The 25,134-nt window shown below is 68.3% G+C and carries 27 protein-coding genes; 17 read left to right on the top strand and 10 right to left on the bottom strand.

Translation table 11 applies throughout. The annotated features are described in order from the left end of the window. Positions 1-1,509 (bottom strand): electron transfer flavoprotein-ubiquinone oxidoreductase (locus D2T30_RS12455; RefSeq protein ID WP_128209124.1); only part of this gene is annotated, 1,509 nt, incomplete at its 3' end. A gap of 258 nt (positions 1,510-1,767) precedes the next feature. On the opposite strand from D2T30_RS12455, the gene greA reads away from it, so the two are divergent. Both greA and D2T30_RS12445 read left to right on the top strand, forming a co-directional pair. Next, on the top strand, positions 1,768-2,238 hold the full coding sequence (gene greA / locus D2T30_RS12450) for a transcription elongation factor GreA (protein ID WP_128180351.1): 471 nt from the start codon (positions 1,768-1,770) through the stop codon (positions 2,236-2,238). A gap of 109 nt (positions 2,239-2,347) precedes the next feature. Next, positions 2,348-3,400 carry a hypothetical protein gene (locus tag D2T30_RS12445; RefSeq protein ID WP_241651261.1) on the top strand — a complete coding sequence of 351 codons (1,053 nt, stop codon included), beginning with the start codon at positions 2,348-2,350 and terminating at the stop codon, positions 3,398-3,400. A gap of 201 nt (positions 3,401-3,601) precedes the next feature. Here D2T30_RS12445 and D2T30_RS12440 read toward each other — a convergent pair whose 3' ends face one another. Further along, entirely contained in the window at positions 3,602-4,195 is a 594-nt protein-coding gene (locus tag D2T30_RS12440) for a GNAT family N-acetyltransferase (RefSeq protein ID WP_164884296.1), read from the bottom strand. Between the two features lie 115 nt (positions 4,196-4,310). Here D2T30_RS12440 and D2T30_RS12435 point away from each other — a divergent pair, with 115 nt between their 5' ends. Both D2T30_RS12435 and D2T30_RS12430 read left to right on the top strand, forming a co-directional pair. Next, positions 4,311-5,027 (top strand): AzlC family ABC transporter permease, encoded by a 717-nt coding sequence (locus tag D2T30_RS12435; RefSeq protein WP_128209122.1) that lies wholly within the window; start codon positions 4,311-4,313, stop codon positions 5,025-5,027. Next, positions 5,024-5,365 carry an AzlD domain-containing protein gene (locus D2T30_RS12430; protein ID WP_128180348.1) on the top strand — a complete coding sequence of 114 codons (342 nt, stop codon included), beginning with the start codon at positions 5,024-5,026 and terminating at the stop codon, positions 5,363-5,365. The genes D2T30_RS12435 and D2T30_RS12430 overlap by 4 nt, the downstream gene beginning before the upstream one ends. Here the strand turns inward: D2T30_RS12430 and D2T30_RS12425 are convergent. Both D2T30_RS12425 and D2T30_RS12420 read right to left on the bottom strand, forming a co-directional pair. Next, positions 5,362-5,997 carry a hypothetical protein gene (locus D2T30_RS12425; RefSeq protein WP_128180347.1) on the bottom strand — a complete coding sequence of 212 codons (636 nt, stop codon included), beginning with the start codon at positions 5,995-5,997 and terminating at the stop codon, positions 5,362-5,364. The genes D2T30_RS12430 and D2T30_RS12425 overlap by 4 nt on opposite strands. Before the next feature lie 106 nt (positions 5,998-6,103). After that, on the bottom strand, positions 6,104-7,795 hold the full coding sequence (locus tag D2T30_RS12420) for an acyl-CoA dehydrogenase (RefSeq protein ID WP_128209121.1): 1,692 nt from the start codon (positions 7,793-7,795) through the stop codon (positions 6,104-6,106). Positions 7,796-7,966: 171 nt separating this feature from the next. Between D2T30_RS12420 and D2T30_RS12415 the strand changes: the two genes are divergently transcribed. Then, complete coding sequence (locus D2T30_RS12415; protein WP_128209120.1) at positions 7,967-8,920, top strand: L-threonylcarbamoyladenylate synthase; 954 nt, start codon at positions 7,967-7,969, stop codon at positions 8,918-8,920. Positions 8,921-9,012: 92 nt separating this feature from the next. On the opposite strand, the gene D2T30_RS12410 is transcribed toward D2T30_RS12415, so the two are convergent. Beyond that, the gene (locus tag D2T30_RS12410; protein ID WP_164881790.1) at positions 9,013-9,597 is read right to left on the bottom strand and encodes a YqgE/AlgH family protein; all 585 of its coding nucleotides are present in this window, start codon (positions 9,595-9,597) and stop codon (positions 9,013-9,015) included. 176 nt (positions 9,598-9,773) lie between these two features. Here D2T30_RS12410 and D2T30_RS12405 point away from each other — a divergent pair, with 176 nt between their 5' ends. Then, positions 9,774-10,604 carry a protein-disulfide reductase DsbD domain-containing protein gene (locus tag D2T30_RS12405; RefSeq protein WP_128209119.1) on the top strand — a complete coding sequence of 277 codons (831 nt, stop codon included), beginning with the start codon at positions 9,774-9,776 and terminating at the stop codon, positions 10,602-10,604. 40 nt (positions 10,605-10,644) lie between these two features. Here D2T30_RS12405 and D2T30_RS12400 read toward each other — a convergent pair whose 3' ends face one another. Next, complete coding sequence (locus D2T30_RS12400) at positions 10,645-11,454, bottom strand: uracil-DNA glycosylase (protein WP_128209118.1); 810 nt, start codon at positions 11,452-11,454, stop codon at positions 10,645-10,647. 97 nt (positions 11,455-11,551) lie between these two features. Here D2T30_RS12400 and D2T30_RS12395 point away from each other — a divergent pair, with 97 nt between their 5' ends. Genes D2T30_RS12395 through D2T30_RS12375 form a run of 5 tightly spaced genes read left to right on the top strand, consistent with a single transcriptional unit; the run spans position 11,552 to position 15,570 of the window. Next, entirely contained in the window at positions 11,552-12,529 is a 978-nt protein-coding gene (locus D2T30_RS12395; RefSeq protein ID WP_128209117.1) for an aspartate carbamoyltransferase catalytic subunit, read from the top strand. 8 nt (positions 12,530-12,537) lie between these two features. Next, positions 12,538-13,209 (top strand): hypothetical protein, encoded by a 672-nt coding sequence (locus tag D2T30_RS12390; protein WP_128209116.1) that lies wholly within the window; start codon positions 12,538-12,540, stop codon positions 13,207-13,209. Then, positions 13,206-14,486 carry a dihydroorotase gene (pyrC, locus tag D2T30_RS12385; protein WP_128209115.1) on the top strand — a complete coding sequence of 427 codons (1,281 nt, stop codon included), beginning with the start codon at positions 13,206-13,208 and terminating at the stop codon, positions 14,484-14,486. Before D2T30_RS12390 ends, pyrC begins: the two co-directional genes overlap by 4 nt. Before the next feature lie 19 nt (positions 14,487-14,505). Next, a complete protein-coding gene (gene plsY, locus D2T30_RS12380; protein WP_128180331.1) occupies positions 14,506-15,117 on the top strand; it encodes a glycerol-3-phosphate 1-O-acyltransferase PlsY in 612 nt (203 codons plus the stop codon). Positions 15,118-15,162: 45 nt separating this feature from the next. Further along, positions 15,163-15,570, top strand: a complete 408-nt coding sequence (locus D2T30_RS12375) for a DUF805 domain-containing protein (protein WP_128180329.1) — start codon at positions 15,163-15,165, stop codon at positions 15,568-15,570. A 112-nt stretch (positions 15,571-15,682) separates the two neighbouring features. On the opposite strand, the gene D2T30_RS12370 is transcribed toward D2T30_RS12375, so the two are convergent. From D2T30_RS12370 to D2T30_RS12360, 3 genes are read right to left on the bottom strand one after another with little or no spacing between them, the layout of a single operon-like run. Next, positions 15,683-17,044, bottom strand: a complete 1,362-nt coding sequence (locus D2T30_RS12370) for a glutamate--cysteine ligase (protein ID WP_128209114.1) — start codon at positions 17,042-17,044, stop codon at positions 15,683-15,685. 38 nt (positions 17,045-17,082) lie between these two features. Continuing rightward, positions 17,083-17,607 (bottom strand): hypothetical protein, encoded by a 525-nt coding sequence (locus D2T30_RS12365; protein ID WP_128209113.1) that lies wholly within the window; start codon positions 17,605-17,607, stop codon positions 17,083-17,085. Next, the gene (locus tag D2T30_RS12360; protein WP_128209112.1) at positions 17,604-18,329 is read right to left on the bottom strand and encodes a 16S rRNA (uracil(1498)-N(3))-methyltransferase; all 726 of its coding nucleotides are present in this window, start codon (positions 18,327-18,329) and stop codon (positions 17,604-17,606) included. Before D2T30_RS12360 ends, D2T30_RS12365 begins: the two co-directional genes overlap by 4 nt. 12 nt (positions 18,330-18,341) lie before the next feature. Here D2T30_RS12360 and ubiA point away from each other — a divergent pair, with 12 nt between their 5' ends. The 3 genes from ubiA to D2T30_RS12345 all read left to right on the top strand — a co-directional run bounded on the left by ubiA (position 18,342) and on the right by D2T30_RS12345 (position 21,985). After that, on the top strand, positions 18,342-19,310 hold the full coding sequence (gene ubiA, locus D2T30_RS12355; RefSeq protein WP_128209135.1) for a 4-hydroxybenzoate octaprenyltransferase: 969 nt from the start codon (positions 18,342-18,344) through the stop codon (positions 19,308-19,310). A 76-nt stretch (positions 19,311-19,386) separates the two neighbouring features. After that, on the top strand, positions 19,387-21,609 hold the full coding sequence (locus tag D2T30_RS12350) for an OmpA family protein (RefSeq protein ID WP_128209111.1): 2,223 nt from the start codon (positions 19,387-19,389) through the stop codon (positions 21,607-21,609). A gap of 46 nt (positions 21,610-21,655) precedes the next feature. After that, complete coding sequence (locus D2T30_RS12345) at positions 21,656-21,985, top strand: hypothetical protein (RefSeq protein WP_128180322.1); 330 nt, start codon at positions 21,656-21,658, stop codon at positions 21,983-21,985. 144 nt (positions 21,986-22,129) lie between these two features. Here D2T30_RS12345 and D2T30_RS12340 read toward each other — a convergent pair whose 3' ends face one another. Beyond that, entirely contained in the window at positions 22,130-22,930 is an 801-nt protein-coding gene (locus D2T30_RS12340; RefSeq protein WP_128209110.1) for a formate dehydrogenase accessory sulfurtransferase FdhD, read from the bottom strand. Positions 22,931-23,042: 112 nt separating this feature from the next. Between D2T30_RS12340 and D2T30_RS12335 the strand changes: the two genes are divergently transcribed. The 3 genes from D2T30_RS12335 to D2T30_RS12325 are packed head-to-tail and all read left to right on the top strand — an operon-like array spanning position 23,043 to position 24,869. Continuing rightward, complete coding sequence (locus D2T30_RS12335; RefSeq protein WP_128209109.1) at positions 23,043-23,879, top strand: S49 family peptidase; 837 nt, start codon at positions 23,043-23,045, stop codon at positions 23,877-23,879. Positions 23,880-23,887: 8 nt separating this feature from the next. Continuing rightward, positions 23,888-24,067 (top strand): hypothetical protein, encoded by a 180-nt coding sequence (locus tag D2T30_RS12330; RefSeq protein WP_128180317.1) that lies wholly within the window; start codon positions 23,888-23,890, stop codon positions 24,065-24,067. Between the two features lie 25 nt (positions 24,068-24,092). Next, complete coding sequence (locus tag D2T30_RS12325; protein ID WP_128209108.1) at positions 24,093-24,869, top strand: SDR family oxidoreductase; 777 nt, start codon at positions 24,093-24,095, stop codon at positions 24,867-24,869. Positions 24,870-25,134: the final 265 nt, after the last annotated feature.

Here is a 25,134-nt window from a genome sequence, read left to right as displayed (position 1 = left end):
CACCTCGTAGACGCCGGCGGGGCAGTAGCGTTGCGCGGGCTCGGCGTAGTCGGGCAGGTTCACCCGGATCGGAATCGTCGGATCCTTCAGCTTCAGGTGGCAGGGCTGCGATTCCTCGTGGTTGGTGAAGCTGAAGGCCACGTTGGTCAGCCGGTCGAAGCTGATCACCCCGTCCGGTTTCGGATAGTCGATCGGCTTGAAATCGCGGGCCTTGCCGGTCGCCGCCGCATCCGTCTTGCCATGGCTCAGCGTGCCGAAGAGCGACAGCCCGAACAGGTCGTTCGTCCACATGTCGAAGCCGCCCAGCACCGTCGAGGCCGCCATCCCCCACCGCGACCACATCGGCTTGACGTTGCGCACCTTCTTCAGGTCCTCCGCGATCGGGCCGGATCGCAGGTCGGCCTCATATTCCACCAACTCGTCGCCCGCGCGCCCGGCCGCGATCGCCGCCGCCGCCGCCTCGGCCGCCGCGATGCCCGACAGCATGGCGTTGTGGTTGCCCTTGATCCGCGGCACGTTCACCAGCCCGGCCGAACAGCCGAGCAGTGCGCCCCCCGGAAAGGTCAGCTTCGGGATCGACTGCCAACCGCCCTCGGAAATCGCCCGCGCGCCATAGGCCACGCGCTTGCCGCCCTCCAGCAGCGGCCTGACCGCCGGATGCTGCTTGAAACGCTGAAACTCCATGTAGGGATACAGATAGGGATTCGCATAATTCAGATGAACCACGAAACCTATGAAGATCTGGTTATTTTCCGCGTGATAGATGAACGACCCACCGCCCGCGTTATTGCCGAGCGGCCAGCCCATCGTATGCACCACCGTGCCCAGCCTGTGCTTCGCCGGGTCGATTTCCCAGATCTCCTTCATGCCAAGGCCGAATTTCTGCGGATCATGCCCGGCCGAGAGGTCGTATTTCGCCATCGCCACCTTCGACAGCGACCCCCGCACCCCCTCGGCCAGAAACACGTATTTGCCGCGCAGCTCCATCCCCGGCTCGTAGTTCGGCCCGGGCGTGCCATCGGCCTCGCGGCCGAATTCGCCGGCGACGACGCCCGCGACACGGTCGCCCTCGAACACCAGTTCCGAGCACGCCATGCCGGGGAAGATCTCCACCCCCAGCTCCTCGGCCCGCTCCGCCAGCCAGCGGCAGACATTGCCCATCGAGACGATGTATTTCCCGTGGTTCGACATGAACCGCGGCATCGGCCAGTTCGGAATCCGCATCTGCCCGGTCTCGGTCAGGAACAGGAAGCTGTCCTCCGTGACCCCGGTCGTGACCGGCGCGCCCCGTTCGCGCCAGTCCGGGATCAGCCGGTCCAGCCCCACCGGATCCAGCACCGCCCCAGACAGGATATGCGCCCCGATCTCGGAGCCCTTCTCCAGCACCACCACGCCCAGATCCGGGTCGATCTGCTTCAGCCGGATCGCCGCGGACAACCCCGAAGGACCACCCCCCACGATCACGACATCATAATCCATCGACTCACGATCAATCGCTGGCTCGCTCATCCGCTTGGCCCCTTTCGGCTTGGCATCCGCTTTCCCTGTGCCGTTGCTAACTTACCTGAGGGAATGAGGCAATTGTGACGCGACGACCCCGGCATCTAACAGGCGGGGACGGGGATTTCTGCCCCGCAGCGACATTCCGCCCCCCGATCGCGGCCCGGCGCGCGATGCGGGCAAAATCCACCGCGCCTCTTGACTTCGGGGGGGGAGGACAGATTTACACTCTTTGATCCAGGAACAGAAAGCCGGACCAAGGGCACCATGGAAAAGATACCGATGACGCGCGCCGGATTCGACGCGCTTGATGGAGAACTGAAGACGCTCAAGAGCGTCGAGCGCCCGATGGTCATCAAGGCGATCGCGGAAGCGCGTGAACATGGTGACCTGTCGGAAAACGCAGAATACCACGCCGCCCGCGAAAAGCAGAGCTTCGTCGAGGGCCGGATCAAGGAGATCGAGTCGATCCTCGGCCTTGCCGAGGTGATCGACCCGTCCCGGCTGTCGGGCTCGATCAAGTTCGGCGCCACGGTGACCATCGTCGACGAGGATACCGACGAGGAACGCACCTACCAGATCGTCGGCGAGACCGAGGCCGATCTGGAACGCGGCCTGCTGAACCTGAAATCGCCGATCGCCCGCGCCCTGATCGGCAAGGACGAAGGCGACAGCGTCGAGGTCCGCACCCCCGGCGGCGTGCGCAGCTACGAGATCATCAAGGTGGTCTACGCCTGAAGACGGGGGCCGAAGGCAGGGCCGCCTGCCCGCCTCCCGCATCCCGCGGGAACCGATGCAAGGCCCCTTCCCGCGGGATGCGGGAGGAATCGACGCAAGGATTATCGCCATGAGCCGCACCGATACGGACCCCGTCCCCCCCGCGCCGCAGGCGCCGGGCGGCCCGGTGGCACCTCTGCGCAGCCATCAGGCGCGGCTTGGGCAGGGGCTCGACCGGCTCGGCCCGGCGGAGCGGATCGCGATCGCGCTCAGCGCCGTGTGGCTGCTGCTGGTGCTGGCCTTCTGGCTGTTCCTGCCCGCGCCCGCTGAGACCAGCGCCGCGACGGTCATCCTGGCTCTGGTCGGTGCGGTGCTGCCGCTCGCGCTGATCTGGATCGCGGCGCTGACCGCGCGCACCGTGCAGGACCTGCGCGACGAGGCCGAACGGATGAAGGCGGTGATCGAGGCGCTGTCGCCGCCGCGCCCATCGGGAATCGCGGTGCCGCGCCCGGCCGAGCCGGAGCCTTTCGCCGACCGCCCCGCGCCTCCACCTCCGGTCGAGCGGCAGGGGGCCTTCACCTCGCGCCGCGACGGGCGGGCGACCGAGCCTTCGGCGGATCGGCGCGCGGCGCTCGTTTCCGCCCGTCCCGCCCCGGCCGGCGAGGCGGAGCCCTCGCTCGCGCTTGGCACCCCGGCCGAGGCGCTGGCGCCGCCCTTGTCCAGTGCCGACCTCATCCGCGCGCTGAACTTTCCCGACAATGCCGAGGACCGGGAGGGTTTCGGCGCCCTGCGCCGCGCGCTTGAGGATCATTCGACGGCCCGGTTGATCCGCGCGTCGCAGGATGTGCTGAACCTTCTGTCGCGGATCGACATTTTCATGGACGATCTGAGCCCCGATCTGGCCCGGCCCGAATTGTGGCGCCGCTTCGCCCAAGGCGAGCGCGGCCGCGAGATCGCCGCCGTCGGCGGCATCCGCGACCGTTCGGTGCTGGCGATCAGCGCCGCGCAGATGCGGTCGGACACGATCTTCCGCGATGCCGTGCATCATTTCCTGCGCCATTTCGACCGCGGCTTCGCGGCCTTTGAACAAAACGCCACGGATCAGGAGATCGTCGCGCTGGCGAACACCCGCACGGCGCGGGCGTTCATGCTGCTTGGCCGGGTCACGGGTATTTTCGACTAGGCCATTTCACGGCGGGAAGCCGCGGTGCCGGCGGAGAGGGAGAAGGGGGCCAGCCCCCTCGGCCTTCGGCCTCACCCCCGGGATATTTATGGAAGAATGAAGGGGAGAGGGCGCGTCCGGCTCCGAACCGCCCTGAAGGAATATCTTCGCGTGGAGTTCGGTGCCTTTTGCCGTGAATTTGGCTTCGCCGTCGTGAAGCGCTCACAGCGGCCGCTGCATCGACGTGCTGCCCCGGATGCCGAAGAACAGCGCGGCCAGAAAGCTCCGCGACCAGCCCGCATGGAGAAAGCCCAGCCGTTCATACAGCGCCCGGGCGCGGTCGTTGCCATCCACCACCTCGAGCTGCAGGCTCCGGTAGCCGCGGTCACGGGCCTCGCGCGACAGGGCCTCGATCAGGGCGGCGCCGATGCCGGTGCCGCGCGCGTCGTCGACGACCACCAGCCCGTCCACCGCCAGCACCCCGCCCGGCAGATCCGTGCCCAGAACCGAAAGCGCCAGCTTGCGCCACAAGCCACCGAAGGGGCCGTAGACGGCATCCAGATCCTCGGTCGTGCCGCCGACGAAAGCGCCGTGGGAATTGCGGAAACCGATCACGCCGAGCAGCCGGCCCGATCCGTCCCAGGCCGAAAGCACGTGATCGGAATCCATCACCCGCTCGATGAAGGCCAAGGCGCGGTCGCGCGGTCCCATGACCGGGCCGAGCTTCGCCCCGAACGCCTGCCAGTAAAGCTCGGCCGCCGCGCGCCGGTCAGCCTCGGGAACACCGCGCCGGATGCGCGCCAGCGGAACCGGCATGTCAGGTCGCGTCTGTGCCAACATCGACCAATTGCTCCCCTTACAATCCCGCGCTTGGTGTTCCCCGATCCTCCTTCTAGAACTGGCGCAACATCCTTCGTCCGGAAAGCAGAGCATGGCGTCAATCACTCCGATTTCACATTGTTTCTGGCGCGGCGCGCGCAACGCCCTGCCGTTCCTGCTGGTCATCCTGCCCTTCGGGGCGCTGTTCGGCGTCGCGGCGACGGATGCCGGGCTCGATCTGGCCGAGGTGATGGGCTTCTCGATCCTCGTGCTGGCGGGGGCGTCGCAGTTCACCGCGCTGCAACTGATGAACGATCACGCGCCGGCCTTCATGGTGATCGTGACCTCGCTGGCGGTGAACCTGCGGATGGCGATGTATTCCGTCTCGCTCGCGCCGCATCTGGGGCGGGCGGCGCCCTGGCATCGGGTGCTGATCGCCTATCTGATGACCGACCAGAGCTTTGGCCTCTCGCAGCAGGAATACGAACGCGCCCCGGCGATGAGCCTGCCGCAGAAGGTCGCCTATTTCCTCGGGGCCTGCCTGCCGACCTGCCTGCCGTGGTCGCTGTCGACGCTGGCGGGCGCGCTGGCCGGCAAGGCGATCCCCGAGGGGCTGGCGCTGGATTTCGCCGTGCCGGTGACCTTCCTCGCGATGATCGCGCCGGGGCTGCGGTCGGTGCCGCATCTGGCGGCGGCGGCCGTGTCGGTGATCGCGGCGCTGGCGCTGTCGCCGCTGCCGACCGGCACGGGGCTGCTGCTGGCGGCGCTTCTGGCGATGTGGACCGGCGCGACGGTCGAGCGCCTTCTGGAACGGAGGAACGCCGCATGACCGCCGCGGACCACTACAGCGGGCCGATGATCTGGGGCATCATCGTGGTGCTTGGCATCGGCACCTTCCTGCTGCGCTATTCCTTCATCGGACTGATCGGCAGCCGCCCGCTGCCCGCCTGGGCGCTGCGCTATCTGCGCTACACCGCCGTCGCGGTGCTGCCGGGGCTGGTCGCGCCGCTGGTGCTGTGGCCGCAGGCGGCAGAGGGCAGCGGCGCCGATCCGGCGCGGCTGCTGGCCGCCGGGGCGACGGTGGCGGTCGGCATCGCCACCCGCAACACGCTGGCGGCGATCCTCGGCGGTTTTGCCACGCTTTATCTGGCGCTCTGGCTGATCTAGCGCCGCCGGTTCGCCCCGTCCGCACCTTCGCGGACGGCCTCCATCTCGATCATCAGCACGCCGGAATTGTCATCCGGGTCGTTGTCGTAATGGTCCTTCGTCTCGACCCCCGGCAGCTTGGCGAAGGCGCGCGACAGCTTGGTGGGCGACAGGGTCCGCGGCATCGATTCGAACCCCGGAATATCGCGCAGCACGCCCGAAACGGCCCATGCGCACATCGCCTTGGACACCGCGCCGTTCGCCTCGACCCGCTTGATCAGCATTTCCGCCTGCTGCGGGGAGATGAACACCTTCTGCTCGCGGACATACCAGGTCTCGCGCGCATGGTAATCGTAGTAGAAGCGATACATCTGGTCGGTAATGCCGTAATCGACATCGTTCCGTTCCGGCACCCAAGGGTGATGCCAGCTTCCGGCCGGGTCGAAGATCACCCGCTGCGAGCCGTCGATCATCAGCGCGGAATGCCCGCCAGATCCGGTCTTGGTGCCGATCACCGTCATCAGCGTGACCGAGGGCGGGTTGCCGGTGCGATAGGCGGCCTTCTGGACCGCCTCGTCAGGGGCCCATACGGGTTCCGCCCCGCAGGCCGCAAGAAACAGGGGCAGGAGCAGGCACAGGATCAATCGGCGCAAGAGGCGCTCTCCTCATTTTCGGGCTGCGCGGAGGCCGCCGGACTTCACGCGCACCACAAACACCAGAACAGGCGCAATGACAACTGCGCCCGTTCCGCGCCCGATCTCAGGAGGCCAGATCCTCGTCCGTCAGCGCATAAAGCCCCGCGGCGCCTTCGCGCGCCTCGGCAAGGCTGGCGCCCGCCTGCGGCAGAAGCCGGCGGATATAGACCGCGGCCAGCGCGGTGCGGGGACCGGCGCCGCCCTCGGCCAGCGCGGCGCGCAGGTGGTAATGCCCGCCCAGAACCCGGGCGAAGGCGCGCAGATAGGGCACCGCGCCGGCGAAGCGGTCGGCACTGTCCTGCCCCTGCAGCCATTCGGTATGCTCGCGCAGGGATTCGGCTGCCTGCCAGACCTCCCCGGCCAGATCGGGCAGGCTGTCGCGGGCGGAACGGGCCTCGTCCTCGATCTCCTGCAACAGCCGGAAGGCCGCCTTGCCGCCATCCGCCATCTTGCGGCCCACAAGGTCCATCGCCTGAATGCCGTTGGTGCCTTCGTAGATCGCCGTCACCCGCACGTCGCGCCAGAACTGCGCGGCGCCGGTTTCCTCGATGAAGCCCATGCCGCCGTGGACCTGAATCCCCTGATCCGCGACCCACATGCCGGTTTCGGTCCCGAAAGACTTGGCGACCGGGGTCAGCAGGGCGCCGCGCGCGGCCCAGTCTTCCTCCCCCGTCGCCCGGCCCATATCCAGCGCGACCGCGCAGGCGAGCGCGATGGAACGCGCCGCGAACAGCTCGGCCTTCATCTCGGCCAGCGTCCGGCGCACGTCGGCATGTTCGATGATCGGCGCGAACTGCACCCGTTCCTGCGCATATTCGCGGGCCTTCTGATAGGCGGCCTCGGCGATGCCGATCCCCTGCACGCCGACGTTCAGCCGCGCGTTGTTCATCATCGTGAACATCGCCGCCATCCCCTTGTGCGGCGCCCCGACAAGCCAGCCCGTGGCGCCCTCGAAGCTCATCACGCAGGTGGGCGAGCCATGCAGCCCCATCTTGTGTTCCAGCGACACGACCTTGACCGCATTGGCTTCGCCCGGTTCGCCGTTTTCGTCGGGGATGAACTTCGGCACCATGAAGAGGGATATGCCCCTGGTCCCCGGCGCCGCATCCGGCAGACGCGCCAGAACCAGATGGCAGACGTTCGCCGTCAGGTCCGAATCCCCCCAGGAGATGAAGATCTTCTGCCCCGTCACGGCATAGGTTCCATCGCCCAAAGGCTCCGCCCGCGCCCGCAATGCGCCGACATCCGACCCCGCCTGCGGTTCCGTCAGGTTCATCGTCCCCGCCCATTCGCCGGAAACCAGCTTCGGGATATAGACCTCTTTCAGCGCATCCGAGGCATGGTGTTCCAGCGCCTCGATCTGCCCCTGCGTCAGCAGCGGATTGAGCTGCAGGGACAGATTGGCCCCCGCCATCATGTCGTTCACCGCGATCGCCACGGTCAGCGGCAGGCCCATTCCGCCATAGTCCACCGGCCCCGCGACGGACACCCATCCGCCCTCCGCAATCTGCTGATAAGCCTCACGGAATCCGGGCGTGGCGATCACCGCGCCATCCACCAGACGCGGCGGGTGCAGGTCGCCCTCGCGGTTCAGCGGGGCCATGACCTCGTCGCACAGCCGGCCCGCCTCGGTCAGGATCGCCTCGACCGTGTCGGGCGTCGCCTCGGCGAACAGATCCGTCTGCGCGACCGGCGCGAGCGGCACCACATTGTCGAGGATGAAGCGCAGTTCCGCGACGGGTGAACGATAGGGCATGGCTTTCCTCCTGAAGCGCCGGGCTTGGCATCCGCGGCCATAAGGCTTAATTGCAAGGGTCAGATGGATGCGGACTGATTGGCGGCACGTTACCGCAAGGGCAGGTCGCATCAACCGCTACGCCACGTCACGAACGATCCGCCGCAGATGTCACGCCACGACCGAGGATACATGACCGACGTTCTTGCACCTGACGCACCAAGACTGGCCCGGGCGGCGGAACTGCTGTCGAAGGGTGAACTCGTCTCCTTCCCGACCGAGACGGTCTATGGTCTTGGCGGCGATGCCCGCAACAGCCACGCGGTGGCGGCGATCTATGCGGCCAAGGGAAGGCCCTCGTTCAATCCGCTGATCGCCCATCTGCCCGATCTGGCGGCGGCCGAGGAAATCGCCGTCTTCGACGATCGCGCCCGCGCCATCGCCGCGCGGTTCTGGCCGGGGCCGCTGACGCTGGTGCTGCCGTTGCGCCGCGATGCGGGGATCTCGGATCTGGTGACGGCGGGGCTTGACACGATCGCGATCCGGGTGCCCGCGCATCCGGTGGCGCAGGCGCTGCTGCATGCCTTCGGCGGGCCGGTCGCTGCGCCCTCCGCCAATCCCTCGGGCAAGGTCAGCCCGACGACGGCCTGCCATGTGATCCAGGGCCTGTCGGGCCGGATCGCGGCGGTCGTCGATGGCGGCACCTGCCGGGTCGGGGTGGAATCGACGATCCTGTCCCTGAACCCGCCGATGCTGCTGCGCCCCGGCGGCCTGACGGCGGAGGCGCTGGAAGAGGCGCTCGGCCAGCCCCTGCCCATCGGCGGCGACGCGAACAAACCCAACGCGCCCGGCCAGATGACATCCCATTACGCCCCCGGCGCGCCCGTGCGCCTGATGGCGACGGCGCGCGAACCCGGCGAGGTCTGGATCGGCTTCGGCCCGGATTGCGCCGGCGCGGATCTGAACTTCTCGCCCGCCGGCGACACGACCGAGGCCGCGGCGCATCTGTTTTCCGCATTGCGGGCGGCCGACCGGATCGCCATCGAAACGGGCGCGCGGCGCATCGCCGTCGCCCCCGTGCCGGAAACCGGCCTTGGCCGCGCGATCAACGACCGCCTGCGCCGCGCCGCCGCGCCCCGGCCCTGACCGAGACCTTCCTTCATTCTTCCATAAATATCCCGGGGGTGAATTTGCGCGCCAGCGCAAAGAGGGGGCAGCGCCCCCCTGCGACCCCTCCGTCACGCCCGCCCGGCCGAAGCCGAAAGCGTCCGCGGATCGATCCCCATCGCGCCAAGCGCGCGCATCCATTTCGTCGCGTGATCGGCGCCAAGCGCCAGTTCCGCGTCGCCATCGGCCACCAGCCAGCCATTCGACATGATCTCGGCCTCAAGCTGCCCCGGACCCCATCCGGCATAGCCAAGCGCCAGCAGCGCGCGTTCCGGCCCGTGGCCCGAGGCCATCGCCTCAAGGATGTCGCGCGTCGCGGTCATCGCCATGTCGGGCGAGACCTCCATGATCGCGCCGGCCTGATCCGCGCCGCGCGGCCAGTCGCGCGAATGCAGCACGAAGCCGCGCCCGGTCTCCACCGGGCCGCCGAACAGGATCGGCTCGCCCCCGCGTAGATCCGAGGTCGGCACGGTGATGCCCAACTGGCCCAGAAGGTCGCTCATCGCCGGTTTCGGCAGGGGCTTGTTGACGATCAGACCCATCGCCCCCTCGGGCGAATGGGCGCAGATCGCCACCACGGCATGCTCGAACCGGGGATCTTCCATACCGGGCATGGCGATCAGAAGCTTGCCCGTCATATCCATTGCCATATCCATCGCGTCGCCTCCGGGCCAAGAAGCGCCGCAGAAAGCGCTTTTAACCAAAGTGGCCCCGACCGGCGCCACGATCAACCCCCGGCCGGGCCGATGCGCGGTGGCTTTCGCGCCATCCCGCGCATCGCTTGCGCGATTGTGACTTGGAACGCGCGCCCGGGCGGGGGATATGAAGGCGCATGATCCGTTCCGTCACCCCCTCGCTGATCCTTGCCGCCGCGCTGGCGCAGCCCCTGTCCGGCCATGCGCAGGAGGCACAGCCCCCCGGCATCGCCGGGGTGGAGATCCTGCCCGGCTGGCGCGCCCCCGATGGCAGCCGCATCGCGGCGATCCGCATCGGGCTCGACCCCGGCTGGAAGACCTACTGGCGCGTGCCCGGCGAGGCGGGCATCCCGCCGATGCTGGATTTCACCGGATCGCGCAACATCGCCGAATTGCAGGTGATCTGGCCGGTGCCCACCGCCTTCGACCAGAACGGCATGCGCTCGATCGGCTATCACGACGTGCTGGTGCTGCCGGTGCGGATCACGCCTCACGACCCGGCGGAGCCGGTGATGCTGGACGCGGTGATGGATTTCGGCGTCTGCCGCAACATCTGCGTGCCGGTCTCGGTGCGGCTCGACGTGGATCTGGAGGGCGCGGGCGCCCCCGACGACAGGATCAGCGCGGCGATGGAGGATGTGCCCGTCCCGCGCCCCGGCCTTGCCCGCTGCACGACGGAACCCGTGTCCGACGGCACCCGCGTCACGGCGCGGATCGACCTGCCCGATGATCGCGATACCGCCGATCAGGATCGCGTCGCGCTGTTCGAGCTGCGCTCTCATCCGATGTGGGTGTCGGAATCCACCATGTCGCGCGAAGGCGGGGTGCTGATCGCCTCGGCCGATTTCGTGCCCGACGACGCCCGGCCCTTCGCGCTGGACCAGTCCGACCTGCGGATCACCGTGCTGGACAACCCGGCCGAAGGCGATGCGCAGGCGATCGAGATAGACGGCTGCCCGGCCGAATGATCCGCACCATCCGCGGATTTCGCGGCCTACCCCGGCGTGACTATCCGGGCAGCGAATCCAGCCGCGCCCGGATGGCCAGCAGATCGGCCCAGGCCTCGCGCTTGGCATGCGGCTGACGCAGCAGATAGGCCGGGTGGGTCATCGGCATGGCGGGACGGCCGAAGGCCTCTGTCCAGTGGCCACGCAGCCGCATGATGCCGCGCCGGTTCAGCGCGGCGGCGCAGGCCGCATTGCCCATCAGAACGATCAGATCCGGGTCCGCCAGTTCGACATGCCGCGCAAGGAACGGCAGCATCTGCGCGATCTCACCCGCCTCGGGCTCACGGTTGCCCGGTGGGCGCCACGGTAAAACATTGGTGATGTAGAGCGCATGCGCCGCGTCGGGCGCAGTGCGGTCCAGACCGATTCCCGCGAACATCCGGTCCAGCAACTGCCCCGCCCGGCCGACGAAAGGCTTGCCCTGAATGTCCTCGTCCCGGCCCGGCGCCTCGCCGATCACCATCACCCGCGCCTTCGGATTGCCGTCCGAGAAAACGGTGTTCTTCGCCCCCTTCTTCAACGGGCAAAGATCGTAGGCGACGATGGCCTCGCGCAGTTCTTCCAATGTCCGTGCGGATTTGGCGGCGCGGCGGGCTTCTTCCACCGGATCGGGCCCTGCCTCGGCCACGCGCAGCGGCAGGGCGGGCGCGTCGGCGGGGGGCGCTGCGGGCTTCGGCTGCGCCAGATGGTCGGGCAGCTCATAGGCATTCACCGGCGCATCGCCGACAGCCGTATCCACGCCCAGCTCGACCAGCCATTCGAGCGCGGCGCGGGCGGCATCATGGTCGAACTGATCGGCATCCCCTGTCATTCGCGCAAGCTATGCCGTCCCCCGCGCCGGGTAAAGCCGCTGGACGCAGCCTTCCCCGTTTGCGATATACGGCACGGACCATTTTCGGGGGCAGGTCATGGCATTCCGCGCGCGACATCTTCTGGGCATCGAACATCTGGCACCGGAGGAGATCCTGACCGTCCTCGATCTTGCGGATCGCTATGTCGACCTGAACCGGCGCACGGTGAAGCGCACCGACGCGCTGGAGGGCATGACGCAGATCAACATGTTCTTCGAGAACTCGACCCGCACGCAGTCGAGCTTTGAGCTTGCGGGCAAGCGGCTCGGCGCGGATGTGATGAACATGGCGATGCAGAATTCCAGCGTGAAGAAGGGCGAGACGCTGATAGACACCGCGCTGACGCTGAACGCGATGCACCCCGATCTGCTGGTGGTGCGGCACGGGGCCTCGGGCGCGGTGGACCTGCTGGCGCAGAAGGTGAACTGCGCGGTCGTCAACGCGGGCGACGGCAAGCACGAACATCCGACGCAGGCTTTGCTGGACGCGCTGACGATCCGCCGCGCCAAGGGGCGGCTGCACGGGCTGACCGTGGCGATCTGCGGCGACGTTTCCCACAGCCGGGTGGCGCGGTCGAACATGCTGCTGCTGGGCAAGATGGAAAACCACGTGCGGCTGATCGGGCCGCCGACGCTGATGCCCTCGGGCTTCGGCGAATTCGGCGTCGATATCTACGAGGACATGCGCGCGGGCCTGAAGGGCGCCGATGTGGTGATGATGCTGCGGTTGCAAAAGGAACGGATGGACGGCGGCTTCATCCCCTCGGAACGCGAATATTTCCACCGCTACGGGCTGGATGCCGAAAAGCTCGGCTTCGCGGCACCCGATGCGATCGTCATGCACCCCGGCCCGATGAACCGCGGGGTGGAGATCGACGGCACCATCGCCGACGACATCACCCGTTCGGTCATTCAGGAACAGGTGGAAATGGGCGTCGCGGTGCGGATGGCGGTGATGGACCTGCTGGCGCAGAATCTCAGGGCGGAACGCGGGCGCGCGGCGACCGAGAACCTCGCCCGCGGCACATTCGTCTGAGGCCCGCCTTGTCCGACCCTCTCCGCAAACGGGACGCGCTGCGCGACGAAGACCCGATCCTGCTGGACCGGGACGATCGCGCCACGGTCATCCCCGCCGTGCGGCGCGGCGCCAGAGGCGACGACCCCGAGGCCCGCGACAGCGCGCAGCCGGACATGCCCCCCGCCTTCTGGCAAAGCGAGATCGACCGGGCCGAGACGGTGCTCTGGTTCGGCTCCCCGGATCCCGCGAAGGCCGAGGCCCCCGCCGCGCGCACCAGCCCGCTGCTGACGGTCCTGTCCGGCGCGGGCTTCGTTTCGGGCATCGCGCTGCTGGTGAACGCCAGCGAGGCGATCTGGATCAAGGTTCTGGGCATGGCGCTGTTCGTGCTGTCGGGCGCGCAGATCGCCCGCACGCTGAAGCCGGGCACCCGCCGGCTGCGCTATCTGCATTACCTCGTCACCGACCGGGCGATCTACATCGCCTCGGTCCCGCCGGGGGATGGGCGCCGCGTCCAGCGGTTTCCGATCACCGCCCGGCTTCCGGTCACCGTCACCGACAATTCCGTGCGGTTCACCGTCGGCACCCGCCGGCGCCGTCAGGACGATTCGGAACAGCCGGTGATCGCCAGCTTTCAGAACATCACGGACCCGGCCGGGGTATACGCCCTGATCCGCGGCATACAGAAGGGGATGGAATGACCCTGTTCTTTGAAAACGCCCGGCTGATAGATCCGGCCGCGAATACCGAAACGACGGGCAACCTGCTGGTGCGGGACGGCCTCATCCGCGAGGTCGGCCTGACCGAAGTGCCCGAGGGCGCCCGGGTGATCGACTGTTCGGGCCTGTGCCTTGCGCCCGGGATCGTCGATCTGGGCGTCAAGATCGGCGAACCCGGTGAGCGGCACATGGAAAGCTTCCGCTCGGCCAGCCTTGCGGCGGCGGCGGGCGGCGTCACCACGATCATCGCGCGGCCCGACACGGCGCCCGCCATCGACACGCCGGAATCGCTCGAATTCGCCACCAAGCGCGCGGCGGAACAGCCGGTCCGCATCCGCCACATGGCCGCCCTGACCAAGGGCCGCGCCGGGCGCGAGATGACCGAGATCGGCTTTCTTCTGGACGCGGGCGCCGTCGCCTTCACCGATGCCGGGCATGTCGCCACCGATGCCAAGGTCCTGTCGCGCGCCTTCACCTATGCCCGCGCACTGGAGGCGCTGGTGATCTGCCATCCGCAGGAACCGGGGCTGAGCCATGGCGCCGCCGTCACCTCGGGCAAGTTCGCCGCGCTGCGCGGCCTGCCGGGCGTCAGCCCGATGGCCGAGAGGATGGGCCTCGACCGGGATCTGGCGCTGGCCGAGATGACGGGCGTGCGCTACCACGCCGACCAGATCACCTCGGCGCGCAGCCTGCCGGCGCTGGAACGGGCCAAGGCCGCCGGTCTCGACGTGACGGCGGGGGTGTCGATCCACCATCTGACGCTGAACGAACTCGATGTCGGCGATTACCGCACCTTCTTCAAGCTGACCCCGCCCTTGCGCGCCGAAAGCGACCGGCTGGCGGCGATCGAGGCGGTGGGGTCGGGCCTGATCGACGTGATCTGCTCGATGCACACCCCGGCGGACGAGGAATCGAAGCGCCTGCCGTTCGAGCAGGCGGCGGCCGGGGCGGTGGCGCTGGAAACCCTGCTGCCGGCGGCGATGCGGCTGTATCACGGCGGCCATCTGACGCTGAACCAGCTGTTCCGGGCGCTGTCGCTGAACCCGGCAAAGCGGCTCGGCCTGCCGCAGGGGCGGCTCGAGGCAGGCTCCCCCGCCGACCTCGTGCTGTTCGATCCGGACCGGCCTTTCGTGCTGGATCGCTTCAAACTGCACTCGAAATCGAAAAATACCCCCTTCGACGGCGCCCGGATGCAAGGAAAGGTCCTTGCCACATTCGTCGGCGGAGTGCAGGTTTATAGCGATAACAAAGAGCAATAATAAAACATGAGGGGCAGCAATGCCGGAGGCAGGAGACGGCGCCGCGATTCTGGCGGCGGTGGCGCTGCTGGGCTATATGCTCGGCTCGATCCCGTTCGGGGTCGTCATCACCAAACTGATGGGGCTCGGCGATCTGCGACAGATCGGATCCGGCAATATCGGCGCGACGAATGTCCTGCGCACCGGCAACAAGGCGGCGGCGGCGGCGACACTGATCCTCGACGGCGCCAAGGGCGCGGTGGCGGTGCTGCTGGTCGAATGGTTTCTGGGCAGCGAGGCGGCGGCGCAGATCGCGGGCGTCGCGGCCTTCATCGGTCATCTCTATCCCGTTTGGCTGAGGTTCCGCGGCGGCAAGGGGGTGGCGACCTTCCTCGGCACGCTGCTGGCGCTGGCCTGGCCGCTTGGCATCGCGGCCTGCCTCGCGTGGCTGGTGACGGCGCTGGTGACGCGGATCTCCTCTCTGTCGGCGCTGGTCGCGGCGGCGCTGTCGGTGCCGCTGGCGCAGATCCTCGGCTATCGCGAACTGATGCCCGCCGCGGCGATCATGGCGGTGCTGATCTTCTGGCGGCACCGGGCGAACATCCAGCGCCTCGCGCAGGGGCGGGAACCGAAGATCGGCAAGAAGACTTGATTTCCGCCCGGTGCGGGTGCCTGATGGTGAAAAAGGAGCCGACCGATGGATTTTCAGACCGCTGTCCGCAAATGTTTCAAGGATTTCGCCACATTTCAGGGTCGCGCGCCGCGTTCCGAATTCTGGTGGTTCATGCTGTTCATCTTCCTCGGCCAGATCGTCTTTGCGGTGCTGGACGGGCTGCTGTTCGGGCGCGCGCATTTCGACGCGGGGATGGGCTTCTTCTACTACGCGACCAGCGGCGGGCCGCTTGGCACGATCTTCTCGTTCATCGTGCTGCTGCCGGCGATCTCGGTGGGCGTGCGGCGGCTGCATGACACCAACCATTCGGGCTGGTGGCTGTTCATCTCGCTGATCCCGCTGATCGGGTCGCTGATCTTGCTGTATTTCTTCATCAGCCGGGCACCGGATGCCGAGCCGGAGGCGAACCGCTTCGGCCCGCCCGTGGTCTGAGCGGAGGGGCCTGCGCAGCAGGGGGCGCTGCCCCCTCGCCCGTTCCGGGCTCACCCCCGGGATATTTATGGAAGAATGAAGGCAGGAAGGGCGCCTTGGCGGATGAGGTGACCTAGTAGCGGTATTCCGGGTAGATCCGCGACAGGTCGCCCTGCCATTCGCCGTGGTATTTCGCCAGAAGTTCGTCGGCCGGGGTGCGGCCGGTGGCGACGCTTTCGTCGAGCACGTCGAGGAAGCGGGTTTCGTCCTGCCCCTCCGCCACATTCCCGCGCGCGGCCAGCCCGGCGCGGGAAATCGCCAGAACCTCGCGCGCCAGATCGCGCATCTTCACGCCGCCGACCTCGGCCGCGAGCCCGTCACGCCCCGCCACGCGGCGCCAGTCGTCGCGGGTCCCGGCGTCCCAGTCCTTGACCAGATCCCAGCCGGCATCCAGCGCCGCACCGTCATACATCAGCCCGACCCAGAGTGCCGGCAGCGCCACCAGCCGTTCGCGCGAACCGCCATCGGCGCCGCGCATCTCGATGTATTTCTTCACCCGCGCCTCGGGGAAGACGGTGGTCATGTGATCGGCCCAGTCCGACAGGGTGGGCTTTTCGCCGGGCAGCGCGGGCAGTTCGCCCTTCAGGAAGTCGCGGAAGCTCTGCCCGAGCGCGTCGATGTATTTGCCGTCGCGGTAGACGAAATACATCGGCACATCGAGGACGTAATCGACATAGCGTTCATAGCCGGCGCCGTCCTCGAACATGAAGGGCAGCATGCCGGTGCGCGCGTCATCGAGGTTCTGCCAGACATTCGCGCGCCACGACTTGAACCCGTTCACCCTGCCGTCGAGGAAGGGCGAATTCGCCATCAGCGCCGTCGCCACCGGTTGCAAGGCCAGCGCCACGCGCATCTTGCGCACCATGTCGGCCTCGGAGGCATAGTCGAGGTTCACCTGCACCGTGCAGGTGCGGAACATCATCGTCCGCCCCATGGTGCCGACGCGGCCCATGTAGTCGTTCATCAGCCGGTAGCGCCCCTTGGGCATCACCGGCATCTCATCCGCCGTCCAGACGGGCGCCGCGCCAAGGCCGATGAACTCGGCCCCGATCGGCTGGCCGACCGCCGCCACCTCGCTCAGGTGGTTTTCCAGTTCGTCCCGCGTTTCGTGCAGCGTGGCCAGCGGCGCGCCCGACAGTTCCAGTTGCCCGCCGGGTTCGAGGCTGACATTCGCCCCATTCCGCGTCAGGCCGATCAGCTTGCCCTGTTCATCGACGGGTTCCCAGCCGAAGCGGTCGCGCAGCCCTTCGAGCATGGCGCGGATCGAGGTTTCCCCCTCATAGGGCAGCGGGGCCAGCCCGCGCCGGTCGTAGCCGAATTTCTCGTGCTCGGTGCCGATGCGCCAGTCCTCGCGCGGCTTCTCGCCCGACGCGATGTATTCGGCGAGTTGTTCGAGCCGCTCGATCGGGCCGCCGCCCTGCTGGGGAATGGACATGAAGCTCTCTTGTCTGAAGGTCGCACGAACTGGTGGCTCTATCGCGCGCGGGTGTCAAGGTCGCGCGGGCCCTGCCGGGTCCACAGGCGTTGTGCGACGATATCGGATTCAAGCGCCGCCGTCAGCCGGCGCATGTCGATGTCGGGAAGGGCGGCGAAAGCGTCGTAAAGCGCCTCTGCCCCCGCCGCCGCCACGGGAACCAGAATCGCCTGCCCGTCGGCCGTCTTCAGCCGCCAGTAGCGCGCCGAGCGCAGCGTCAGCAGCCGGATTTCCGCCAGATCGTCGATCGAGACATATCCGCCCAGCATCTGCCCGGCGCCGAAATAGCCGATCCGGCCCTCGATCACCTCGACGACGCCGGGATCGGTGACCGGCCGGGTGAAGCGGCCGCGCCGCCATGCGCTCGTCGCCCAGGCGCAGGCCGCCGCCGCGACCAGCAGGCCCACCGGGATCAGCAGCCATCCGCCAAGCGAGGCGATCCACAGCCCCGCGGCAATGGCGGCGATGGCCGCGATCAGCTCGCGGTGACGGTGGAGTCTGTCGCGCAGCTCCGGCCGGATCACCGCCAATCCCCGAGCGTCGCCTGCCACAGGGTGATCGCCGCGCAGACCGCCGTATCGGCGCGCAGGATGCGCGGGCCAAGGCTGACCGGCGTGACGAAGGGTTTCATGCGCAGCCAGTTGCGCTCCCCTTCCGAAAAGCCGCCCTCCGGCCCGATCAGGATGGCCCAGGGGCCGGGGGTCAGCCCCGCCATCACCCGGCCCGCGCCGACGAGGCTTTCGTCCGCCCACAGGATGCGCCGTTCGGGCGACCAGTCGGCCAGCAGCTTTTTCAGCGGGACCAGATCGGTCACCTCGGGCACATAGGTGCCAAGGCATTGCTCCGCCGCCTCCAGCGCATGGGCCTGCAAACGGTCCTGCCGGATGCGCTGCGAATTGGTGTAGTCGGTCGCCACCGGCAGGATCCGCGCGCAGCCCAGTTCCGCCGCCTTCTCGACGATGAAATCGGTGCGCTCCTTCTTGATCGGCGCAAACAGCAGCCATAGGTCCGGCGGGTTCAGCTGCGGCGCCGCCCATGCCAGACAGGTCAGCACCCCGGTCTTCTTGCCCGCCGAAGTCACCTCGGCCGTCCATTCGCCGTCGCGCCCGTTGAACAGCGCGACATGCGTACCCGGCCCCTCGCGCATCACCGCGAACAGGTAATGCGCCTGATCGGGCGTCAGGGACACCGCTTGCCCCTGCCCCAAAGGCTGATCTACATGGAGTCTGATCTTGGCACGTTCCATGAGGCGCAGATTATGCAAGGCCAACCGCAAACGCCAGAGCAAGCAGGCGCCGTCGCCGATGCCGTGAAAGGCAACTGGGTCGACCGGCTGGCGCCGCCCGCGACGCGGCCCTATCTGCGGCTCAGCCGCGCGGACCGGCCGATCGGGACATGGCTGCTGCTGATCCCCTGCTGGTGGGGGATCTCGCTGGCCGCCGCGGCCGGGACACCGCGGTGGGAGGATCTGTGGCTGATCCTCGGCTGCGCCATCGGCGCGTTTCTCATGCGCGGGGCGGGCTGCACCTGGAACGACATCACCGACCGCAAGTTCGACGCCGCCGTGGCGCGGACGCGGTCGCGCCCGATCCCGTCGGGGCAGGTGACGGTGAAACAGGCGCTGGTCTGGCTGGTCGCGCAGACGGCGATCTCGGCGCTGATCCTGTTCAGCTTCAATGGCGCGGCGATCGTCGTGGGGATCGTGTCGCTGCTGCCGGTGCTGGTCTATCCCTTCGCCAAGCGTTTCACATGGTGGCCGCAGGCCTTCCTTGGCATCGCGTTCAACTGGGGCGCGCTTGTCGGCTGGACGGCGCATGCGGGCAGCCTGTCCGCCGCGCCGGTCCTGCTGTGGCTTGCAGGGCTGGTCTGGACGCTGTTCTACGACACGATCTACGCCCATCAGGACAAGGAGGATGACGTCCTGATCGGGGTGAAATCCACCGCCCGGCTGTTCGCCGACAGGACCGGGCAATGGCTGACCGGCTTCCTGATCCTGACCGTCGCGCTGTTCGAGGTGGCAGTGCTGGCCGCCCTGCTGCCGGCGGGCATGGGCGGCGCCGCGCTGGTGCTGGCGCTTCTGGCGCCCGTCGCGCTTGGCGCGCATCTGCTGTGGCAGCTGCGCAGGCTCGATATCGACGATCCCGACGTGTGCCTCCGGCTGTTCCGCTCGAACCGTGATGCGGGGCTGCTGGCTGCGCTGTTTCTTGCCGTTGCCGCAATCGTGTAATTGCCTCGCCCGACCCTGCCGCATAAGACAGGCCCGACCCGGACGGCCCCTATCCGAACGGCAATGAGGAGACCGCATGAGCCTGCGCGCCAAGATCCTGACCACCGTCTGCTTTGCCTCCGCCGCGGTGCTCGCGGCCTTCGCTGCGGGCGGCTCGGCCACGGTGATCGAGAAGCGTTCGCAGAAGATGATGCAGATCGAGATGGAGGCGACGGGCCACGGCTGGGTCGATGTGCGCACCGACGGGCTGCAGGTGATCTTGCTGGGCACCGCGCCGTCCGAGGCGGAACGCTTCCGCGCCATCACCCGCGCCAGCACCGTGGTCGACAGTTCGCGCATCGTCGACAACACCGATGTCGAAAACAGCGTGGCCACCGCGCCGCCGGATTTCTCGCTGGAGATGCTGCGCAATGACGACGGGATCTCGCTGATCGGGTTCATCCCCTCGGCCACGGACCGCGCGGCGCTGGTGTCGCGGCTTGAGGCGCAGCAGGGCGTCGGCACCGTCACCGACATGCTGGAGACCGCCGATTATCCCGAACCCGATGGCTGGGGCATGGCCGTCGACTTCGCCGTCGAGACGATCCGCACCCTGCCGCGCGCCAAGATCTCGGTCGATCCGGGGCTGGTCGAGGTGAACGCGATCGCCGACAGCCCGGCGGAAAAGACCCGGATCGAGACATCGCTGGCCCGTCGCCGCCCGGTTGAGCTGAAGCTGGTCTCCGAGATCTCGGCCCCGCGCCCGGTCATCACCCCCTTCACCCTGCGCTTCCTGATCGACGATGAGGGCGCGCGCTTCGACGCCTGTTCCGCCGATACCGACCGCGCGCGCGACCGCATCCTGGCCGCCGCGCGCGATGCGGGCGTCAAGGGCGCGCAGGGCTGCACCATCGGCATGGGCACCCCCTCGCCGCAATGGGGCGACGCGGTGGTGATGGGGCTGAAGGCGCTCAGGGAACTGGGCGCGGGCACCATCACCTTCGCCGATGCCGATATCGTCCTCGCCGCCGCGCCGGACGTGCCGCAGGCGACCTACGACAAGGTCGTGGGCGAGCTGGAATCGAACCTGCCGGATATCTTCTCGCTCAAGGCGGAACGGCAGAAGGCGGCCGAGGCCGAGGGCACCCGCCCCGAATTCACCGCGCTTCTGGACAAGGACGGCAAGGTGTCCCTGCGCGGCCGCGTCACCAATGCCCGCAGCCGCGACGCGATCGAAAGCTACGCCCGCGCGCGGTTCGGCGCCGCCTCGGTCTACGGGGCGACGCGGCTCGACCCCGACCTGCCGCAGGGCTGGCCGGTGCGCACGATGGCCGCGCTCGAGGCGCTGGACACGCTGGCCTCCGGTTCGGTGGTGGTCACCCCGGATCTGGTCCGGGTCAGCGGCATCACCGGTGATCAGCAGGCCTCGGACACCGTCTCGCGGCTTCTGGCCAAACGGCTGGGCGAAGGGGCGGCGATCGCGCTCGCCATCCAGTATGACCGGCGGCTCGACCCGGTGCTGGGCCTGCCCACCGGGCCGGAATGCGTGGACCGGCTGAACGGCGTTCTGGCCGCCAGCAAGGTCAGCTTCGAGCCCGGCTCGGCGGTCATCGCCGCCGCCGGGGAAAAGACGCTCGACGATCTGGCGGTGGCGATGAAGGACTGCCAGGATTTCCGCATGGAGATCGCCGGCCACACCGACAGCCAGGGCCGCGACGAAATGAACCTCGCGCTGTCGCAGGAACGGGCGCGGTCGGTGCTGATGGCGCTGATGGAACGCCATGTCCTGACCGAAAACCTCGTGGCCGCGGGCTATGGCGAGACGCAGCCGATCGCCGACAACGGCACCGAAGAGGGGCGCGAGGCCAACCGCCGCATCGAATTCGTCCTGCTGGACGCGAAGCCGATCGAAACCGAGGGCGCCCCCCTGCCCGCCACCGAGGCGACGCCCGTGACCGAGGCGGAGCAACACGCCGGCGTGACGGATGAGACGGAGGTGACCACGCCCGAGGGTGAAGACGAAGCCCCGCTGGACACCCTGGGCGACGACGCCCCGCCGATGGAGGAAGCCCCCGACGATACGGGCGAGGCGCCTGCCACCGATGATACGCAGGCGACCGCCCCGCAGGCCGGCGAAACCGAGGGACCCGACACCGGATCCACGGATGGCGCGCCGCCCGACACCGCCCCCGAGAGCGAAGGCCCCGCGCCCGCCGCCCTGCCGGAACAGGATCCGACGATCGAGGTCCCCGTCGCCCCGGCCGAAGATTCCCCGGCGAAGCCCGAGACCCGCCCCGACGGGCTGGACACCTCGGAATGACGCCCGCCCAATCCCATTCCCCGACCCGAGACGACAGGGACCGCCCATGAACAGAACCGAATTCGTCATCGCCACGGCGATCATCCTGTTTGTCTTCTTCTGCCTCGGCTGGTTCTCGTCATGGCTGATGCACCGCCTGACGCGGGTGTCGAAGGCGGATATGGGCGAACTGGAACAGATGGCGCAGGCCCTGCACGAGGCCGAGGAAACGCGCGATCAGGCGCTTGGCTACATGGAAACGCGCGAGGCGGAGCTGACCAACCAGCTGACCCAGACCGAGGCGGAACTCCGCGCCGCGATGGACGGCTTGCGCGACGCCCGCCGCGAGGCGTCCGAGCTGCGCGCGAAACTCGACCGGGCGAAGACCGGCGGCTGAAAGCGCATTTCAAACCAGCAAAGCCCCTTTCTGCCTTTCATCTTTCCTTAAATATCCCGGGGGTGAATTGGCCGCAGGCCAAGAGGGGGCAGCGCCCCCTCCTCCCTCTCCACGCGCACAAGGGTTCGGTTTCGTTCCAGTCGCTCACGCCCCGGTGGCGAAAACCGTCAACCCGGCCGCCCCCCGCGCGATCAGCCGCAGCCCCGCCGCCCCGGCCTCCCGCACCGCGAGCGAGGTCGGCGCCGAGGGGGCGATCAGCGCGCCCGCCCCGGCGACGGCGGCCTTCTGCACCAGATCGACCGACACGCGCGAGGTCATCACCACCGCCCCGCGCGCCGGGTCGATCCCCTGACGCGCCAGCGCCCCCACCAGCTTGTCCAGCGCATTGTGCCGCCCGACATCCTCGCGCAGCGCCACGATCCCCGCATCGGGCACCCAGAACCCCGCCGCATGGGTGGCGCGGCTCGCATCCTTCAGCACCTGCCCCGCCCGCAGATCGTCAAGCGCCCGCGCGGCGAGGTCGGGCGTCAGCCCGGCCGAAGCCGCCCCCCCTTCTTCGCCCCCGAAGGGGGCGCGGGGCGCCCGCGTCAGCGGGCGCAATGCCTGTTCCAGACTGTCGATGCCGCACAATCCGCAACCCACCGGCCCCGCCATCGCCCGGCGCCGTTCCATGAACCGCAGCCCGGCGCCCGCGGCCAGCCAGCCGCGCGCCTCGATCCCGCGCGGCTGCTCCAGCACCTCGACCCCCGACACTTCGCCGGGCGCCTCGATCAGCCCCTCGGTCAGCGCGAAGCCGATCAGGAAATCCTCCAGATCGGCGGGCGTCGCCATCATCACCGCCTGCGTCGTGCCGTCATAGACCAGCGCCACCGCCGTTTCCTCGGGCAGGACCTGTTCCGCCCCGTCGGGCAGGGTGATGCGGATCGCGCCGTCTGGCAGGGACATGGGAACCTCCGGTCCGGGATCGAAAGGCCAAACTGCCCCCGTTCGGCACGAAAGTCGAGCCGCCACCGCCTGCGCGCTTGCCGCGCCCGCCCGGGGCCCCTAAATCGGTCGCATGGATATCCTGCGCCTCCTCCCCGCCCGCTTCCGCCCCCGCCAGAAACGGGTGGCCGTGCTGCGCCTGCACGGCGTCATCGGCGCCACGCGCCCCGGTGCCGCGGGCCTGTCCGACGCGGCCCTCGCGCCGCTGATCGAGCGCGCCTTCGCCCGCGGCCGCCCGGATGCCGTGGCACTGCTGATCAATTCGCCCGGCGGATCGCCGGTGCAGTCCTCGCTGATCGCCGCGCGCATCCGCCGGCTGGCGGATGAAAAGCGCATCCCGGTCCATGCCTTCGTCGAGGATGTGGCGGCCTCGGGCGGCTACTGGCTCGCCTGCGCGGCGGATGACATCTGGGCGGACGGCACCTCGATCGTCGGCTCCATCGGGGTGATCTCGGCCGGGTTCGGGCTCGACGGGTTCATCGACCGCCACGGGATCCAGCGGCGCGTCCATACGGCGGGCGGCTCGAAAAGCTTCCTCGACCCGTTCCGCCCGGAAAAGCCCGAGGATGTCGAACGCCTCACCCGCCTGCTCGAAGACATGCACGTCAGCTTCCGCGACTGGGTGACCAGCCGGCGCGGGCCGAAGCTCGCCGAAGGCGACCTGTTCACCGGCGAGGTCTGGACCGGCCGGCAGGCGATCGCCACCGGGCTGATCGACGGCATCGGTCATGCGGTGCCGAAGCTGAAGGCGCTTTACGGCGACAAGGTGGCGTTGATCCCCTACGGACAAAGACGCTCGCTGTTGCGCCGGATCGGCGCGGCCTTCGGATCGGGCCTTGGCACCGAGGCGGCGGAGGCGATCATCGCGCAGGCCGAGGAACGCGCCATCCGCGCACGCTACGGGCTTTAGGGGGCACCATGCTGATCAAGATCATGACCCTGTTCCTGATCGCCATGGCGGTCCTTGCGATCTTTGCCAAATACTGGGTCCCGGCGGCAAAGCGGCGGGTGATACGGGGGCGCGGGCGCTGTTCCGCCTGCGGCCGCCCGCGGATCGGCCCCGGCCCCTGTCCCTGCGGCAAGACCCCGAAATCCTGAGCCAGAAACTTCGAGGAGGATGAACATGCCCAAGGCCCTCGTCACCGGCGCGGGAAAACGGCTTGGCCGGGCGATGGCGCTGTATCTGGCGGGACGCGGCCATGACGTGGCGATCCATTGCCACGGATCGCGCCATGAGGCCGAGACCACCGCCGCCGAGGCCCGCGCCCTTGGCGTCACCGCCGGGGTCGTCACCGCCGACCTGCTGGACGAAGACCAGACGCAGGCGCTGGTCGGACAGGCGGCGGAGGCGCTTGGCGGGCCGCTCGGCGTGCTGGTGAACAGCGCCTCGATCTTCGAATACGACAATCTGGACAGCGCGACCCGGACAAGCTGGGACCGCCACATCGGATCGAACCTGCGGGCGCCCTTCGTGCTGACGCAGGCCTTTGCCCGGCAGGCGCCAAAGGCCGACCGGAAGGGCGGAGAGCCGCGCGCCACCTCGCTCATCGTCAACATGGTCGATCAGCGGGTGCTGAAACCGACGCCCGAGTTCATCACCTACAGCCTTGCCAAGGCGGCGCTGTGGTCGCTGACCAGGACCTCGGCGCAGGCTCTGGCGCCCGAGATCCGGGTCAACGCCATCGGCCCCGGACCGACGCTGCAAGGCGACCGCCAGTCCGCCGATCACTTCGCCCGCCAGCGCGCCGCGACGATCCTTGAACGGGGGGCCGACCCTTCCGATATCTGTGCCGCGCTTGGCTATTATCTGGATGCGGTGGCGGTGACCGGGCAACTCCTCTGCGTCGACGGAGGGCAGCATCTGGGCTGGAAAACCCCCGATGTGCTGGGCCCCGAGTAAGGCGAAAATCCGCCGTCGACGGGATCGTTGCGACAGGTTGTCCACCCCTCACGAAACCGTAACAAATCTGATACGATTCTTTCAATGGATTCAGGGGGTTGCAAAAACGTCAAAAAAATATCCTGAAATATCAAATGCCTACGCGGTTGCCCAAAAATTAGGCCGTTCAAGGAAGGGCCAATGATTCAAGGATAATTTCGCGATCTCCAAAACTTCCCAACAGAGTTATCCACAGAAACGGTGGATGCCTTTATCCTTGAACTCG

The sequence above is a fragment of the Paenirhodobacter populi genome (assembly GCF_004022215.1).
In the GTDB taxonomy this organism is placed as follows: Bacteria; Pseudomonadota; Alphaproteobacteria; order Rhodobacterales; family Rhodobacteraceae; genus Rhodobacter; species Rhodobacter populi.
This window is presented reverse-complemented; position numbering and strand designations above follow the sequence as displayed.

Coding starts and splice junctions, on each gene's coding strand:
- greA (WP_128180351.1), top strand. CDS start 1,768: ATGGAAAAGATACCGATGACGCGCGCCGGATTCGACGCGCTTGATGGA.
- D2T30_RS12445 (WP_241651261.1), top strand. CDS start 2,348: ATGAGCCGCACCGATACGGACCCCGTCCCCCCCGCGCCGCAGGCGCCG.
- D2T30_RS12440 (WP_164884296.1), bottom strand. CDS start 4,195: ATGCCGGTTCCGCTGGCGCGCATCCGGCGCGGTGTTCCCGAGGCTGAC.
- D2T30_RS12435 (WP_128209122.1), top strand. CDS start 4,311: ATGGCGTCAATCACTCCGATTTCACATTGTTTCTGGCGCGGCGCGCGC.
- D2T30_RS12430 (WP_128180348.1), top strand. CDS start 5,024: ATGACCGCCGCGGACCACTACAGCGGGCCGATGATCTGGGGCATCATC.
- D2T30_RS12420 (WP_128209121.1), bottom strand. CDS start 7,795: ATGCCCTATCGTTCACCCGTCGCGGAACTGCGCTTCATCCTCGACAAT.
- D2T30_RS12415 (WP_128209120.1), top strand. CDS start 7,967: ATGACCGACGTTCTTGCACCTGACGCACCAAGACTGGCCCGGGCGGCG.
- D2T30_RS12410 (WP_164881790.1), bottom strand. CDS start 9,597: ATGGATATGGCAATGGATATGACGGGCAAGCTTCTGATCGCCATGCCC.
- D2T30_RS12405 (WP_128209119.1), top strand. CDS start 9,774: ATGATCCGTTCCGTCACCCCCTCGCTGATCCTTGCCGCCGCGCTGGCG.
- D2T30_RS12400 (WP_128209118.1), bottom strand. CDS start 11,454: ATGACAGGGGATGCCGATCAGTTCGACCATGATGCCGCCCGCGCCGCG.
- D2T30_RS12395 (WP_128209117.1), top strand. CDS start 11,552: ATGGCATTCCGCGCGCGACATCTTCTGGGCATCGAACATCTGGCACCG.
- pyrC (WP_128209115.1), top strand. CDS start 13,206: ATGACCCTGTTCTTTGAAAACGCCCGGCTGATAGATCCGGCCGCGAAT.
- plsY (WP_128180331.1), top strand. CDS start 14,506: ATGCCGGAGGCAGGAGACGGCGCCGCGATTCTGGCGGCGGTGGCGCTG.
- D2T30_RS12375 (WP_128180329.1), top strand. CDS start 15,163: ATGGATTTTCAGACCGCTGTCCGCAAATGTTTCAAGGATTTCGCCACA.
- D2T30_RS12370 (WP_128209114.1), bottom strand. CDS start 17,044: ATGTCCATTCCCCAGCAGGGCGGCGGCCCGATCGAGCGGCTCGAACAA.
- D2T30_RS12360 (WP_128209112.1), bottom strand. CDS start 18,329: ATGGAACGTGCCAAGATCAGACTCCATGTAGATCAGCCTTTGGGGCAG.
- ubiA (WP_128209135.1), top strand. CDS start 18,342: ATGCAAGGCCAACCGCAAACGCCAGAGCAAGCAGGCGCCGTCGCCGAT.
- D2T30_RS12350 (WP_128209111.1), top strand. CDS start 19,387: ATGAGCCTGCGCGCCAAGATCCTGACCACCGTCTGCTTTGCCTCCGCC.
- D2T30_RS12345 (WP_128180322.1), top strand. CDS start 21,656: ATGAACAGAACCGAATTCGTCATCGCCACGGCGATCATCCTGTTTGTC.
- D2T30_RS12340 (WP_128209110.1), bottom strand. CDS start 22,930: ATGTCCCTGCCAGACGGCGCGATCCGCATCACCCTGCCCGACGGGGCG.
- D2T30_RS12335 (WP_128209109.1), top strand. CDS start 23,043: ATGGATATCCTGCGCCTCCTCCCCGCCCGCTTCCGCCCCCGCCAGAAA.
- D2T30_RS12330 (WP_128180317.1), top strand. CDS start 23,888: ATGCTGATCAAGATCATGACCCTGTTCCTGATCGCCATGGCGGTCCTT.
- D2T30_RS12325 (WP_128209108.1), top strand. CDS start 24,093: ATGCCCAAGGCCCTCGTCACCGGCGCGGGAAAACGGCTTGGCCGGGCG.